Annotated in this window: 14 protein-coding genes, 1 tRNA gene and 1 pseudogene; all 16 read right to left on the bottom strand. The window is 64.0% G+C overall.

The genetic code is table 11. From position 1 onward, the window contains the following. Nucleotides 1-4: 4 nt before the first annotated feature. The 16 genes and pseudogenes from nuoH to WKW82_RS33955 all read right to left on the bottom strand — a co-directional run bounded on the left by nuoH (nt 5) and on the right by WKW82_RS33955 (nt 14,906). Nucleotides 5-1,081, bottom strand: a complete 1,077-nt coding sequence (gene nuoH / locus WKW82_RS33880) for an NADH-quinone oxidoreductase subunit NuoH (RefSeq protein WP_340347385.1) — start codon at nt 1,079-1,081, stop codon at nt 5-7. Next, complete coding sequence (nuoG, locus tag WKW82_RS33885; RefSeq protein ID WP_340347387.1) at nt 1,078-3,255, bottom strand: NADH-quinone oxidoreductase subunit NuoG; 2,178 nt, start codon at nt 3,253-3,255, stop codon at nt 1,078-1,080. The genes nuoH and nuoG overlap by 4 nt, the downstream gene beginning before the upstream one ends. Nucleotides 3,256-3,271: 16 nt before the next feature. After that, nucleotides 3,272-4,612, bottom strand: coding sequence for an NADH-quinone oxidoreductase subunit NuoF (gene nuoF, locus WKW82_RS33890; RefSeq protein WP_340347389.1), 1,341 nt, complete (start codon nt 4,610-4,612; stop codon nt 3,272-3,274). Next, a complete protein-coding gene (locus WKW82_RS33895; protein WP_422823652.1) occupies nt 4,612-5,142 on the bottom strand; it encodes an NADH-quinone oxidoreductase subunit NuoE family protein in 531 nt (176 codons plus the stop codon). The genes nuoF and WKW82_RS33895 overlap by 1 nt, the downstream gene beginning before the upstream one ends. Beyond that, the gene (locus WKW82_RS33900; protein ID WP_340347390.1) at nt 5,139-6,392 is read right to left on the bottom strand and encodes an NADH-quinone oxidoreductase subunit D; all 1,254 of its coding nucleotides are present in this window, start codon (nt 6,390-6,392) and stop codon (nt 5,139-5,141) included. Before WKW82_RS33900 ends, WKW82_RS33895 begins: the two co-directional genes overlap by 4 nt. Nucleotides 6,393-6,394: 2 nt before the next feature. Beyond that, nucleotides 6,395-7,003, bottom strand: coding sequence for an NADH-quinone oxidoreductase subunit C (locus WKW82_RS33905; RefSeq protein WP_340347392.1), 609 nt, complete (start codon nt 7,001-7,003; stop codon nt 6,395-6,397). 6 nt (nt 7,004-7,009) lie between these two features. After that, entirely contained in the window at nt 7,010-7,492 is a 483-nt protein-coding gene (locus WKW82_RS33910) for a NuoB/complex I 20 kDa subunit family protein (protein ID WP_140839331.1), read from the bottom strand. 2 nt (nt 7,493-7,494) lie between these two features. Then, nucleotides 7,495-7,854, bottom strand: coding sequence for an NADH-quinone oxidoreductase subunit A (locus WKW82_RS33915; RefSeq protein WP_340347396.1), 360 nt, complete (start codon nt 7,852-7,854; stop codon nt 7,495-7,497). Between the two features lie 57 nt (nt 7,855-7,911). After that, nucleotides 7,912-7,996: transfer RNA gene (locus WKW82_RS33920), tRNA-Leu, on the bottom strand. A gap of 118 nt (nt 7,997-8,114) precedes the next feature. Continuing rightward, nucleotides 8,115-8,543 (bottom strand): preprotein translocase subunit SecG, encoded by a 429-nt coding sequence (gene secG, locus WKW82_RS33925; RefSeq protein WP_340347398.1) that lies wholly within the window; start codon nt 8,541-8,543, stop codon nt 8,115-8,117. Nucleotides 8,544-8,587: 44 nt separating this feature from the next. Then, a complete protein-coding gene (tpiA, locus tag WKW82_RS33930) occupies nt 8,588-9,343 on the bottom strand; it encodes a triose-phosphate isomerase (RefSeq protein WP_340347399.1) in 756 nt (251 codons plus the stop codon). Nucleotides 9,344-9,353: 10 nt separating this feature from the next. Next, nucleotides 9,354-10,349, bottom strand: a complete 996-nt coding sequence (locus tag WKW82_RS33935) for an NAD(P)H-quinone oxidoreductase (RefSeq protein WP_340347401.1) — start codon at nt 10,347-10,349, stop codon at nt 9,354-9,356. Between the two features lie 89 nt (nt 10,350-10,438). Then, the gene (gene pnp / locus WKW82_RS33940; RefSeq protein WP_422823653.1) at nt 10,439-12,835 is read right to left on the bottom strand and encodes a polyribonucleotide nucleotidyltransferase; all 2,397 of its coding nucleotides are present in this window, start codon (nt 12,833-12,835) and stop codon (nt 10,439-10,441) included. A gap of 205 nt (nt 12,836-13,040) precedes the next feature. After that, the gene (rpsO, locus tag WKW82_RS33945) at nt 13,041-13,307 is read right to left on the bottom strand and encodes a 30S ribosomal protein S15 (RefSeq protein WP_007837783.1); all 267 of its coding nucleotides are present in this window, start codon (nt 13,305-13,307) and stop codon (nt 13,041-13,043) included. 91 nt (nt 13,308-13,398) lie between these two features. Then, nucleotides 13,399-13,641, bottom strand: a pseudogene (locus tag WKW82_RS33950) (EamA family transporter); the annotation flags it as partial. Between the two features lie 101 nt (nt 13,642-13,742). After that, nucleotides 13,743-14,906, bottom strand: a complete 1,164-nt coding sequence (locus tag WKW82_RS33955) for a pyridoxal phosphate-dependent aminotransferase (protein ID WP_340347404.1) — start codon at nt 14,904-14,906, stop codon at nt 13,743-13,745. Nucleotides 14,907-14,968: the final 62 nt, after the last annotated feature.

Here is a 14,968-nt window from a genome sequence, read left to right on the forward strand (position 1 = left end):
CCGCTTATTTCCAGATGTTCCAGGGCGTCTGCATCCAGCCCCCGACCACCAGCAGCCACACCAGCGTGACCGGAATGAAAATCTTCCAGCCCAGGCGCATGATCTGGTCATAGCGGAAGCGCGGGAAGGTGCCGCGAATCCAGATGAACAGCGAGACCACGAAGAAAGTCTTCGCGCCCAGCCATATCCAGCCCGGAATCCAGTCGAGGAAGCCGACCGGCGACAGCCATCCGCCCAGGAACATCAGCGCGGCCAGGATCGCCACCAGCCACATGCTGGCGTACTCGGCCAGGAAGAAGATCGCGAAGCCCATGCCCGAGTACTCGACCATGTGGCCGGCCACGATTTCGGCTTCGCCTTCCACCACGTCGAACGGGTGGCGGTTGGTCTCGGCCACACCCGAGATCACGTAGACCACGAAGATCGGCAGCAACGGCAGCCAGTTCCACGATAGAAAGCCCAAGCCCATGTTCGCGAAGGTGCCCTTGCCCTGCACTGCGACGACGTCGCCGAGGTTCAGGCTGCCCGAGACCATGATGACCACGACCAGGCAGAAGCCCATCGCGATTTCATAGCTCACCATCTGCGCCGAGGCACGCAGCGCGCCGAGGAAGGCGTACTTCGAGTTCGAAGCCCAGCCCGCGATGATCACGCCGTACACCTCGATGGAGGTGATCGCCATGATCAGCAGCAAGCCGGCGTTGACATTGGCCAGGACAGCTTCAGGGCCGAACGGGATCGCCACCCACGCGGCGAGCGCCGGCATGATGGCCATGATCGGACCCAGGCGAAACAGGCCCTGGCTCGCGGCCGAAGGGTTGATCAGTTCCTTGGTCAGCAACTTGAGCGCGTCGGCGATGGGCTGCAGCAAGCCAAAGGGACCCACGCGGTTGGGCCCCAGGCGCACCTGGATGAAGCCCAGGAACTTGCGCTCCCAGAGCGTCAGGTACGCCACCGCGCCCAGCAGCGGCAGCAGCACGGCCACGATCTTGATGAGCGACCAGATCACCGGCCAGCCACCACCAACCCACCAGCCCGCGGAACTCAGTCCGCGGCCAAAACCATAGATGGCGTCGATCATGCGGGGACTCCGTCGAGCGTCGGAACAGTGCCGCGCACGGCTTGGCCGCGGGCATCTGCTGTCAGCTGAAGCGAAGTCGCGCGTCGCACCAGGCCGTCGAGTTGATAGATCGCAGCGACTGCCGGCACCACGGTGGCGCCTTGCGCTACGACAGGGAAGTTGCCCACCGCAGGCGCCGCGTTGCTAAGGCGATCGGCCGGGACATGCGTCGCCGCACCTTGCGCGCCTTGAACCGATGCCAGCACCTCTTGCGAGGACTCGAAGTCGAAGCCTTGCAGGCCCAGCATGTTGCCCAGCACACGCAGCACCTTCCAGCCCGGACGTGCGCCGCCTTGCGGCTTGACCACCGCGTGGAAGCTCTGCACGCGGCCTTCCGCATTGACGAAAGTACCCGGCGTTTCAGTGAACGGCGCGATCGGCAGCAGCACGTCGCTGAACGCGAGGTTGGCCTTGAACGGACTCAGCGTCACGACCATCTGGGCATGCTCGAGGCCGGCCGGTGCATCGGAACCGATGGCCGAGTCGAACTCGGGTTCGTTGTTCAGCAGGATCACCGCCTTCAGCCCGCCCGTCAGCATCTGCGCCGCGTTCAGGCCGCCGTTCTTCGGCGTGGCGCCAACCCATTGCGCGCCAACCGTGTTGGCCGCTTCGGTGAGGTAGCCGACGCTGGCGCCGGTCTGCTCACCGATCCATTGCGCCACGGCCAGGAGTTGCGAGGCCTGCGGATGGTGGGCTGCAGCGTTGCCGAGCAGGATCGCCTTGCGCTCGCCACCGAGCAGCGACTTGCCCAGCGCCTTGGCGGCATCGTTCGCATCACCTGCGGCCGGCGCAGAAACGCCCTTCTCCGCACCGATGGCCGAAGCCAGATCGTTCAGCGCCGAGATCCACTCGCCCGAAGAGGCCGTCTGTGCACTCGCGAGCGACATCGCCCATGCATCATGCGAAGCGAGTTCGGTGGACGAGTTGAGTGAATGCACCTTCGCACCTTTGCGCGCCGCCTGGCGGATGCGCTGTGCGAACAACGGATGGTCCTTGCGCAGGTTTGAGCCGACGACCAGCACCCGTTGCAGTTGCGACAGCGATGCGATCGAAGTGCCGAGCCAGCGGATGCCGCTGGCAGCCGTGAAGTCGGCATTGCGCAGCCGGTAGTCGATGTTGTCGCTGCCGAGGCCGCGCACGAGGCCGTTCGCCAGGGCCAGTTCTTCCACCGTGCTGTGCGGGCTCACCAGTGCGCCGATGGCGGAGGCGCCATGGTCGGTCTTGATCTGGCGCAGGCCGTTCGCGACGTATTCCAGCGCGGTCTGCCAATCAACCGCCTGCCACTTGCCGCCCTGCTTGAGCATGGGCTGCGTCAGGCGCTCGTCGCTGTTGAGCGCTTCATACGAGAAGCGATCGCGGTCGGCGATCCAGCATTCGTTGACGTCCTCGTTCTCGAGCGGAACGACGCGCATCACCTTGTTGTTCTTGACCTGCACGATCAGGTTGGCGCCCGAGGAATCGTGCGGCGCCACCGACTTGCGGCGCGACAGTTCCCAGGTGCGGGCGCTGTAGCGGAAGGGCTTGCTCGTGAGCGCGCCGACCGGGCAGATGTCGATCATGTTGCCGGAGAGCTCGGAATCCACCGTCTCGCCGAGCACGGTCGTGATTTCGGAATGCTCGCCGCGATGAATCATGCCGAGCTCCATCACGCCGGCCACTTCCTGGCCGAAGCGGACGCAGCGCGTGCAATGGATGCAACGGCTCATCTCTTCCATGCTGATCAGCGGACCGACGTCCTTGTGGAACACGACGCGCTTCTCTTCTTCATAGCGCGAGGACGAACCACCGTAGCCCACGGCCAGATCCTGCAACTGGCATTCACCGCCCTGGTCGCAGATCGGGCAGTCCAGCGGGTGATTGATGAGCAGGAACTCCATCACCGATTGCTGGGCCTTGATGGCCTTGTCGCTCTTGGTGCGGACGATCATGCCCTGCGTCACCGGCGTGGCGCAGGCCGGCATCGGCTTGGGCGCCTTCTCGATGTCGACGAGGCACATGCGGCAGTTGGCCGCGATGCTGAGTTTCTTGTGATAGCAGAAGTGGGGGATGTAGGTTCCCGCCTTGTCGGCCGCATGCATGACCATGCTGCCTTCGGTGATCTCCACCTTCTTGCCGTCGATTTCCAGTTCAACCATATGTGTTTCCCGTCCCTCAGGCCTTGGCGGCCGCTGCGGGGACGTAGCCCGGAATGAGCGCCTCGAACTCGTGGCGGAAGTGCTTGATCATGGCGCGCACCGGCATCGCGGCGGCGTCGCCGAGTGCGCAGATCGTGCGGCCCTGGATGTTGTCGGCCACCGAGTTCAACAGGTCCATGTCGGTTGCCTTGCCCTGCCCGTTGTGGATGCGCTCGACCACGCGGTACAGCCAGCCCGTGCCTTCGCGGCACGGCGTGCACTGGCCGCAGGATTCGTGCATGTAGAAGTACGAAAGCCGCTTGAGCGACTCGACCATCGAGCGGCTGTCGTCCATGACGATCACCGCGCCCGAGCCCAGCATCGAACCGGCCTTGGCGATGGAGTCGTAGTCCAACGTGCATTCCATCATGATGGACGCCGGCAGCACCGGCGAGGACGATCCACCCGGGATCACCGCCTTCAGCTGGCGCCCCTTGCGAACACCGCCGCAGAGTTCAAGCAGCTTGCTGAACGGCGTGCCCATCGGCACTTCGTAGTTGCCGGGCAACTCGACATCACCGCTGACCGAATAGATCTTGGTGCCGCCGTTGTTCGGCTTGCCGCATTCGAGGTACGCCGGACCACCGTTGTTGATGATCCACGGCACCGCCGCGAAGGTCTCGGTGTTGTTGATCGTCGTCGGCTTGCCGTAGAGGCCGAAGCTGGCCGGGAACGGCGGCTTGAAGCGCGGCTGGCCTTTCTTGCCTTCGAGCGATTCGAGCAGCGCGGTTTCCTCGCCGCAGATGTAGGCGCCGAAGCCGTGGGCCGCGTGCAACTGGAAGTTGTAGTTGCTGCCCATGATCTTGTCGCCGAGGTAGCCAGCGGCACGCGCTTCTTCCAGCGCTTCTTCAAACCGGTCGTAGGTCTGGAAGATCTCGCCGTGGATGTAGTTGTAGCCAACGCTGATGCCCATCGCGTACGCGGCGATGGCCATGCCTTCGATCACGATGTGCGGGTTGAACTGGAGGATGTCGCGGTCCTTGCAGGTACCCGGCTCGCCTTCGTCGGAGTTGCAAACCAGGTACTTCTGGCCCGGGAACTGGCGGGGCATGAAGCTCCACTTCAGGCCGGTCGGGAAGCCAGCGCCGCCACGGCCGCGCAGGCCCGAGCTCTTGACCTCGGCGATCACCTGGTCCGGCGTCATGCCTTCGCTCAGGATCTTGCGCAGCGCGGTGTAGCCGCCACGCGCTTCGTAGTCGGCCAGGCGCCAGTTGGTGCCATCGAGGCCCGCATAGATCTGCGGTTCGATGTGGCGGTTGTGGAAGCAGGTCTGGACGCCCGTCGCCTGGAACTGGGCGAGGACTTGATCGGCGTTCATCACGAGGCACTCCCTTCGGCCGTGCGCAGGCCGTCGATGAGCTGGTCGAGCTTGTCGTTGCTCATGAAGCTGCACATGGTCACGTCGTTGACGAGCATCACCGGCGAATCGGCGCAGGCGCCCAGGCATTCGCTCTGTTGCAGCGTGAACAGGCCATCCGCCGTGGTGTCGCCCATCTTGATGCCGAGCTTCTTTTCCAGGTGCGCCAGCGCGACCACGCCGTCACGCAATTGGCACGGCAGGTTGGTGCACACGTTGAGCTTGAACTTGCCCAACGGATGCTGGTTGTACATGTTGTAGAAGGTCGTCACTTCATGGACGGCGATCTGCGGCATGCCGAGGTAGTCGGCAATGACCTTCTCGCTTTCGATGCTGACCCAGCCGTGCGCCTTCTGCACGATTTGCAGGCAGGCCATCACGGCCGATTGCGCCTGCTCGGCCGGGTACTTGGCGACTTCACGCGCAAAGCGCGCGAGCATCGCATCGTCGATCACCTGCGCGCTCGCGGGTGTGTGGTGGGGGTTGCTCATCGATCGATCTCTCCGAACACGATGTCCAGCGTTCCGATCACCGCCACGGTGTCGGCGATCATGTGGCCGCGCGCCATTTCGTCGAGCGCGGCAAGGTGCGCGAATCCGGGCGCGCGAATCTTCAGGCGATAGGGCTTGTTCGCGCCATCGCTGACCAGGTAGATGCCAAACTCGCCCTTCGGGTGCTCGACGGCCGCATAGGCCTCGCCTTCCGGCACGTGGAAGCCTTCGGTGAAGAGCTTGAAGTGGTGGATCAGCTCTTCCATGTTGGACTTCATGGATTCGCGCGCGGGGGCCGCCACCTTGTGGTTGTCGGTGATCACCGGACCCGGGTTCACGCGCAGCCAGTCGACGCACTGCTTGATGATGCGGTTCGACTGGGCCATCTCTTCCATGCGCACCAGGTAGCGGTCGTAGCAGTCGCCGGTCTTGCCCACTGGGATGTCGAAATCCATGCGGTCATAGACGTCGTAGGGCTGCGTCTTGCGCAGGTCCCAGGCGATGCCGGAGCCGCGCAGCATCGGGCCGGTCAGGCCCAGGCTCAACGCACGCTCTTGCGTCATCACGCCGATGTTGACGGTGCGCTGCTTCCAGATGCGGTTGTCGCTCAAGAGCGTGTGGTACTCCTCCATGTGCTTCACGAAGCGCTTCGTGAAGTCATCGATGAAGTCCAGCATCGAACCCTGGCGGTTCTCGTTCATGCGAGCGAGCGCCTTGGCATTCTTGATCTTGCTGACCGTGTACTGCGGCATGGTGTCCGGCAGGTCGCGGTACACACCGCCCGGACGGAAGTAGGCCGCATGCATGCGCGCACCCGACACGGCCTCGTACATGTCGAACAGGTCTTCGCGTTCGCGGAACGCGTAGATCAGCACGGTCGAGCTGCCGCAGTCGTTGGCATGCGAGCCGAGCCACATCAGGTGGTTCAGCAGGCGCGTGATTTCCGAGAACATCACGCGGATGTACTGCGCGCGGATCGGCACTTCAAGGCCAAGCAGCTTCTCGATCGCCAGGCAATAGGCGTGCTCGTTGCACATCATCGACACGTAGTCGAGACGGTCCATGTACGGCAGCGACTGGATGAAGGTCTTGCCTTCGGCGAGCTTTTCAGTGGCGCGATGCAGCAGGCCGATGTGCGGGTCGGCGCGTTGCACGACCTCGCCGTCCAGCTCGAGCACGAGACGGAGCACGCCGTGCGCGGCCGGATGCTGCGGGCCGAAATTCAGGGTGTAGTTCTTGATGTCGGCCATGATTACTGCAGGCCTCCATAGTTCTCTTCGCGGATGATGCGCGGCGTGACTTCACGCGGCTCGATCGTCACGGGCTGGTAGACCACGCGCTTGAGCTCTTCGTCGTAACGCATCTCGACGTGACCCGACAGCGGGAAGTCCTTGCGGAACGGATGGCCGATGAAGCCGTAGTCGGTCAGGATGCGGCGCAGGTCGACGTGGCCATCGAACACGATGCCATAGAGGTCGAAAGCCTCGCGCTCGAACCAGTTGGCCGAGTTCCAGATGTGCATGACCGAGGGAATGACCGGGAAGTCGTCGTCCGGGCAGAACACCTTGACGCGCACGCGCTGGTTCAACGACACAGACAACAAGTGGGAGACGGCGCAGTAGCGCGGGCCATCCCACTCAGTATCGCGCCAGGCCGAATAGTCCATGCCGCAGATGTCGATGAGCTGCTCGAACTTGCAGCCCGGCGCATCGCGCAAGGTCTCCATGACTTCGAGGTAGGCGTCGGCCTTGACGGTGACGGTCACCTCGCCCAGCGCCACCTTGATGCTGGCGAGCTTGTCGCCGAGCGCGGCGGAAATCGTGTCCCTGAGAACTTCGGGAGCAATCGCAAAAGTGGTCATGAATGCTCAGGCCCGCGCGATGGTGTTGGTTCGGCGAACCTTCTGCTGAAGCTGGATGATCCCGTAGATCAGCGCTTCGGCGGTCGGCGGGCAGCCCGGCACATAGACGTCGACCGGCACGATGCGGTCGCAGCCGCGCACGACCGAATAGCTGTAGTGGTAGTAGCCACCGCCGTTCGCACAGGAACCCATGGACAGCACCCAGCGCGGCTCCGCCATCTGGTCGTAGACCTTGCGGAGCGCCGGTGCCATCTTGTTGCACAGCGTGCCGGCCACGATCATCAGATCGGACTGGCGCGGGCTGGCACGGAACACCTCGGCGCCGAAGCGGCCGATGTCGTAGCGCGCAGCAGCCGCATGCATCATCTCGACCGCGCAGCAGGCCAGACCGAAGGTCATGGGCCACAGCGAGCCTGTCTTGGCCCAGTTCACCACGGAGTCGTACGACGTGGTGACAAAGCCTTCCTTGAAAACGCCTTCAATGGCCATTGTTATTCCCAGTCAAGCGCGCCTTTTTTCCACTCGTAGACGAAGCCCACGACGAGGATGGCGAGAAAGATGACGACGGCCCAGAAACCTGCTGCACCCACTTCCTTCAGCGCGACGGCCCAGGGAAACAGGAAAGCGATTTCAAGATCGAAAAGGATAAAGAGGATGGCCACCAGGTAGTAGCGGACATCGAACTTCATGCGGGCATTCTCGAAAGCTTCGAAGCCGCACTCGTAAGGGGAGTTCTTTGCTGCGTCGGGACGATTCGGCCCGAGGATGTAGCCGAGGATCTGGGGCGCAATGCCTACCCCGATACCGACCAGGATGAACAACAGGACTGGGAGGTATGTTTCGAGGTTCATCGGGAAGGTTCTATCACCGCTTGCCACGAACAGGAAGAGATTCCTGCTCGTGAGATTTGGTGCGGTCGGCGAGACTCGAACTCGCACAGCTTTCGCCACTACCCCCTCAAGATAGCGTGTCTACCAATTTCACCACGACCGCGGTTTTTCTTGTCTATCTGGATGGCATGAGGACCATGAAGGATTTGGCTTTCCAGACAGAGTCAGAGTTTACCCTGAAATGAAACGTTTTCTTGCAGCGAGTGCATCGAACGATGTATTTACTTCGATGGAATCTGCGCGGCGCCGCCTGCGGGTACGGCTGGCTCCGCTGCTGGCGCGGCAGTGCCTGCTGCCGGTGCTGGCGTCGCCGGGATTTGTGCGGCCGAACCCGATGCCGGAGCGGCAGGTGCGGGCGCCGGTGCGGTGGTCGCGGCGCGCTCGATCAGGCTGCCGCCACCGCTGCTCGGACGTGCGTGACTGAGGTAGGCCAAGCCCAGCGTGCAGGCAAAGAAGACTGCGGCCAACACCGCCGTGGTGCGCGACAGGAAATTGGCGCTACCGCTTGCACCAAAGAGGCTCCCGGCACTGCCGCTGCCGAACGCCGCACCCATGTCGGCACCCTTGCCGTGCTGGATCAGGATCAGGCCGATCATCGCCAGCGCCGAGAGCATCTGCACGCCGGTCAGTATGTTGAGAAACACGTTCATTCGTTCTTACTCCAAGTTCGATTCATATCGCGGTGCACTGAAGATCAGCGCGCCGCCGCAATGATTTGCAAAAAGTCAGGGGCCTTGAGCGACGCGCCGCCGATCAGGCCACCGTTGATGTCGGGCTGCAAGAGCAACTCGGCCGCATTGGCTGCGTTCATGCTGCCGCCGTAGAGGATTCGGATACCGGCCGCATGTTCGCTTGCGGCATGATGCAGTTGCGCACGCAGCAAGGCGTGCACCGATTGCGCCTGCGCAGGCGTGGCCGTCTTGCCGGTGCCAATGGCCCACACGGGCTCGTAGGCCACCACGATTTCGCTGATGCAATGGCCATTGAGATGGATCACCGCGGCAAGCTGGCGCTTGACCACTTCTTCCGTCTGGCCCGCTTCGCGCTCCGCCAGGGTTTCGCCGACGCAGACGATCGGCGTGATGCCGTTGGCCAGAGCAGCCGCCGTCTTCGCAGCCACCGTCGCATCCGTTTCACCGTGGTACTGGCGGCGCTCCGAATGGCCGACGATCGCATAGCGCACGCCGAAGTCCTTCAGCATCACGCTGGATTGCTCGCCGGTATACGCGCCTTGCGCATGGGCCGACACGTCCTGCGCACCCAGCGCCAGCGGCGAGCCGGCCACCAGCGACTGCACCTGCGCCAGATACGGCGCCGGCACGCACAGTGCGACGTCGCAGGCTGGCTCGCCCACGCCCTGCTTCAGCGCATCGACCAACGCCGAGTTGGCAGCGAGGCCGCCGTTCATCTTCCAGTTGCCCGCGATCAGCTTGTTCTTGTGAGTTGTCATTTTTCTCGTCCTACCAGGTCAGCACGATCTTGCCGATGTGCTGGTTCGACTCCATCAGTTCGTGCGCCTTCACCGCACCGCCCTGCTCTCCCGCCGCAAACCTGCTGTGGATCACGGGCTTGATCGCGCCGCGTTCCAGCAAGGGCCAGACCTGTTCGCGCAAGGCCTTCGCAATCGCGCCCTTGAATGCAACGGGGCGCGGACGCAGCGTCGAGCCGGTGACCGTCAGGCGCTTGCGCAACACCAGGCCGGCATTGATCTCGCTCTTGATGCCGCCCTGCACCGCGATGATCACGAGCCGGCCGTCTTCGGCCAGGCATTCGATCTCGCGTGCCACGTAGCTGCCGGCGACCATGTCGAGCACCACGTCGACGCCCTTGCCGCCGGTGAGCTTCTTCGCTTCCTCGACGAAATCGGCGGTCTTGTAGTTGATCGCATGGTCGGCGCCGAGCTTCAGGCAAGCTTCGCACTTGTCGTCGCTGCCGGCCGTCACGATCACGGTGGCGCCGAGCGCCTTCGCCATCTGGATGGCGGTCACGCCGATGCCGCTGGAGCCGCCCTGGATCAGCAGCGTTTCACCGGCCTGCAAGCGACCGCGTTCGAACACGTTGCTCCAGACGGTGAAGAAGGTCTCCGGCAGCGTGGCCGCCTCGACGTCGCTCCAGCCCTTGGGCACCGGCAGGCATTGCGCAACGGGCGCCACGCACAGCTCGGCATATCCACCGCCCGCGACGAGCGCGCAGACGTGGTCGCCGACCTTCAGGCCGGCGGCTGCCATCGCCTCGGCATCGCCGGAAACGATCTCGCCTGCCAGTTCCAGACCGGGCAGATCGGACGCGCCGGGCGGCACGGGATAGTGACCCATGCGCTGCAGCACGTCGGGCCGGTTCACGCCGCTGGCCGCGACACGAACCAGCAACTCACCCGCACCCGCCACGGGCGCCGGACGCTCGCTGACGCGCAGCACCTCAGGGGCGCCGAACGAAGTGATTTCAATGGCTTTCATGGTCTCTTCGGACTGCATTCCGTCGCGGGGACGAAACGCTGTGGAACAAAGGACAAGGGCCGCCTTGCGACGGCCCCTGCCTGCCGGCCTCAGGGCTGACGATCGCCGCTGTTGTCGCTCTCGACGCGCGAGGCGTAAACGCTTTGCTGCGGCTCGGCCAGGGCCGGCGCGGCTTCGCGCGGTTGCTGTTGCTGCGGCTCGTTGCGTTGCTCACGCGGTGCATCGTTGCGCTGTTCGCGCGGCGCTTCATTGCGCTCGCCTTCGAAACGCGGTGCACGCGGCTCGCGGTCGCCACGCGGCGGACGATCGCCACGCTCACGACGCTCGCCACCACGGTCGCCGCGATCACCACGGTCTTCACGCGGCGCACGTTCCTGGAATTCCATGCCGGCCGGACGCTCGGTCAGCGCCTTCATCGACAGCTTGACGCGACCCTTCTCGTCGGTCTCCAGGACCTTGACTTTCACGATCTGGCCTTCGCTCAGGTAGTCCGTGACCTTCTCGACGCGCTCGTGCGCGATCTGGCTGATGTGCAGCAGGCCGTCCTTGCCGGGCAGCAGGTTGATCAGCGCGCCGAAGTCCAGGATCTTGGTGACCGGACCTTCGTAGACCTTGCCGATTTCGACTTCAGCCGTGATCTGCTCGATGCGCTTCTTCGCGGCTTCCGCCTTTTCAGGATCGGTCGACGCGATGGTGATGGTGCCGTCTTCGTCGATGTTGATCTGCGTGCCGGTTTCTTCCGTCAGTGCGCGGATGACCGAGCCGCCCTTGCCGATCACGTCGCGGATCTTCTCGGGGTTGATCTTCATCGTGAACAGGCGCGGTGCGAAGTTCGACACTTCGGCCTTGGCCTCGCCCATGGCTTCCTGCATCTTGCCGAGGATGTGCATGCGCGCTTCCTTGGCTTGCGCCAGGGCGACCTGCATGATTTCCTTGGTGATGCCCTGGATCTTGATGTCCATCTGCAGCGCGGTGATGCCGTTGGTGGTACCCGCGACCTTGAAGTCCATGTCGCCGAGGTGGTCCTCGTCACCCAGGATGTCGGTCAGCACCGCGAAGCGGTTGCCTTCCTTGATCAGGCCCATGGCGATGCCGGCGACGTGCGCCTTCATCGGCACGCCGGCGTCCATCATCGACAGGCAACCGCCGCAGACCGAAGCCATCGACGAGGAGCCGTTCGACTCGGTGATTTCCGAGACGACGCGGATGGTGTACGGGAACTCTTCCTTGGTCGGCAGGCAGGCGACGAGCGCGCGCTTGGCCAGGCGGCCGTGACCCACTTCGCGACGCTTGGTCGAGCCCATGCGGCCCACTTCGCCGGTGGCAAAGGGAGGCATGTTGTAGTGGAACAGGAAGCGGTCTTCGTACTCGCCGGCGAGTGCGTCGATGCGCTGTGCATCGCGCTCGGTGCCGAGCGTGGTCACGACCAGCGCCTGCGTTTCACCGCGGGTGAACAGGGCCGAACCGTGGGTACGCGGCAGCACGGAATTGCGGATCTCGATCGGGCGCACGGTGCGCGTGTCGCGACCGTCGATGCGGGGTTCGCCTTCGAGGATCTGGCTGCGGACGATCTTGGCTTCGATACCGAACAGCAGGTCGTTGACCTTGCCGGCGTCGAAGGGTTCGCCGCTTTCCTTGAGCGAGGCCATCACGGAAGCATTGGCTTCGCGCAGGGCTTGGGTGCGGGCTTGCTTGCTGCGGATCTGGTAGACGGCGCGCAGCTTTTCTTCGGCCAGGCCCTTGACCTTCGAGACGAAGTTTTCGTCTTCGGCCGGCGCTTGCCAATCCCACACCGGCTTGCCGGCGTCGCGCACGAGTTCGTGGATCGCGTTGATGGCGATGTTGGCTTGTTCATGGCCGAACACCACGCCGCCGAGCATGATTTCTTCGCTCAGTTGCAGGGCTTCGGATTCGACCATCAGCACGGCGGCTTCGGTGCCGGCGACGACCAGGTCCATCTGCGAATCCTTGCGGGCGGTCTGGCCCGGATTCAGCACGTACTGGCCGTTGATGTAGCCCACGCGGGCGGCGCCGATCGGGCCGCTGAACGGGATGCCGGAGATCGACAGCGCGGCGCTCACACCGACCATGGCGGCGATGTCGGCATCGACTTCAGGGTTCAAGGACAGCGTGTGGATGACCACGTGCACTTCGTTCAGGAAGCCTTCGGGGAACAGCGGGCGGATCGGGCGGTCGATCAGGCGGCTGGTCAGCGTTTCATGTTCGCTGGGCTTGGCTTCGCGCTTGAAGAAGCTGCCGGGGATCTTGCCGGCGGCGTAGGTCTTCTCGATGTAGTCGACGGTCAGCGGGAAGAAGTCCTGGCCCGGCTTGGCGGACTTGGAAGCAACGACCGTGGCCAGCACGACGGTACCGTCGATGTCGACCTTGACGGCGCCAGACGCCTGGCGCGCGATTTCGCCCGTTTCCAGGACGACGGTCTTGTCGCCCCACTGGAAGGACTTGGTGACTTTGTTGAAGAGGCTCATGTTTGCTCCTGTTTTGATAGCAGGGTCACACGACCCTGCGGGCTTTTGGAGCGCTCGTCAGAACACGATGCCATTCCAGCGAAGCTCGACCGAACTTCCCTGGAATGACACAGCTTCGCTCTGTTGGGCACTCCGAAAATGGAACCGCGAAGTAAAAAACGCCTGAGCTAGCGGACTAACTCAGGCGTTCTTGCATGCGGTTGGCTTACTTGCGCAGACCCAGCTTGGCGATCAGCGCGGTGTAACGGTCAGCGTCCTTGGACTTGAGGTAGTCGAGGAGCTTGCGGCGACGGCTCACCATGCGCAGCAGGCCGCGGCGACCGTGGTGGTCCTTGGCGTGCGTCTTGAAGTGAGGGGTGAGCTCGTTGATGCGGGCGGTCAGCAGTGCGACTTGGACTTCGGGGCTGCCAGTGTCATTGGCGGCGCGGGCGTTGTCTTTGACGACTTCGGCCTTGATGGAGGCTGCGATCATTTGAAATTTCCTTGTTCCGGGTGGAATTTGACTTGCGGTGCGCGCTGGAACTGCACGCACCGTGCGCCTTGCGGCATGCAAAGCCTGTCGATTATAGCCCGAGCGCCCTGGATGGTCTTTCCGGCCGCTTGCTGCCGGATTCACCCCGTGATGCCAAGGCGACCACGCCAAGTACGCAGAGCGCACCGGCGATCTGCGCGGCGCTGATGCAGTCGCCGAGCCACAGTGCCGCCAGCACCAGGGCGGACACGGGCAGGATCGCGGTGAAAAGTGCCGCTTCCGCCCCGCTCAAGCGCGAGGCACCGGCAAACCACAGGAGGAAGTCCAGGATGGTCGGAACGAAGGCACCGACGCGACGGTTTGCAAGCCGGCGAGCGCCGAACCGCGAACGCGCACTTCATCCATCGGAGCGCCTGGACGTCATCGAGACAGACCTCAGGTCCTTGCGTTCAGCAGCCATCCGCGCAGGCGCTCGACGCCCTGGACCAGGCGCTGCGGGTCCTTGGAGGCGAAGCACCAGCGCAGCCAGCCCTGGGCCTCGGGAGCGAAGGCGTTGCCGGGAGCGAGGCCCAGGCCGGCTTCGGCGACGAGGCGCTTGGCGACTTCCAGGGAGTCCGAAAAGCCCTCAAGCTGGAAAAAGGCGTACATGCCGCCCCTTGCCGGCGCGACCTTGACGCCGGGGACGCCTTGCAGCAAGGGCACCAGCGTGTCGCGGCACTGCTTCAGGTGCGCGACGACGCGGGGCGTGACTTCGTCGGTGCGTCGCAATGCCTCGATGCCCGCACGCTGGGTGAAGACGCTGGCGCAGGAGGTGTTGTATTCGATGAGCTTGCCCATGCCGTCCATCAGCGACGGCGGCAGCACCAGCCAGCCCAGGCGCCAGCCAGTCATGAGGAAGCTCTTGGAGAAGCTGTGCGCGACCACGAGGCGATCGTCCGGCGTCGAGATGTCGAGGAAGCTCGGCGCACACCCGTTGGGCGCGGGTTCGAAGTAGAGGCGCTCGTAGACCTCGTCGGCCAGGATCCAGGTGCCGGTGGCGCGGCAGTGGTCGAGGATGGCTTGCTGTTCGTCGCGCGTCAGCGTCCAGCCGGTGGGGTTGTTCGGGGCGTTGATGATCAGCAGCTTGGTTCGGCTCGTGACGGCGGCGCGCAAGGCGTCGAGGTCCAGCGTCCATTCGCCGTTCCTGGGGACCAGGGAAACGCAGCGCACGGTTGCGCCAAGGATCGCCGGCTGCGCCGTGAGGTTCGGCCAGACCGGCGTGACCGCAACGACCTCGTCGCCCGCATCGACCAGGGCCTGCACGGCCAGCATCAGCGCATTGACGCCGCCGGAAGTGACCGCGATGCGGCCGGCATCGATGCGCGGATGCAGCTTGCTCGCATAGTCCGCGATGGCCTCGCGGAGCTCGGGCAGGCCGAGGTTGTGGGCATAGAAAGTTTCGCCCCTGGCGAGGGAATCGATGGCGGCCTGGCGGATGAAATCGGGCGTGACTTCGTCGCTTTCGCCAAACCAGAAGGCAAGCACGTCGTCGCGGCCAAGCCCGGCATTGGCGACTTCACGGATCTTCGAGGCTTCGAGATGGAGGATGGTTTGACGCATCGGGAGATTCTGCCTGCCGCGCCATCAACGACAGGGCAGCGTGTCCGTCAACAAGGGATCGG

Source organism: Variovorax rhizosphaerae (assembly GCF_037889975.1).
Classification (GTDB): domain Bacteria; phylum Pseudomonadota; class Gammaproteobacteria; order Burkholderiales; family Burkholderiaceae_C; genus Variovorax; species Variovorax rhizosphaerae.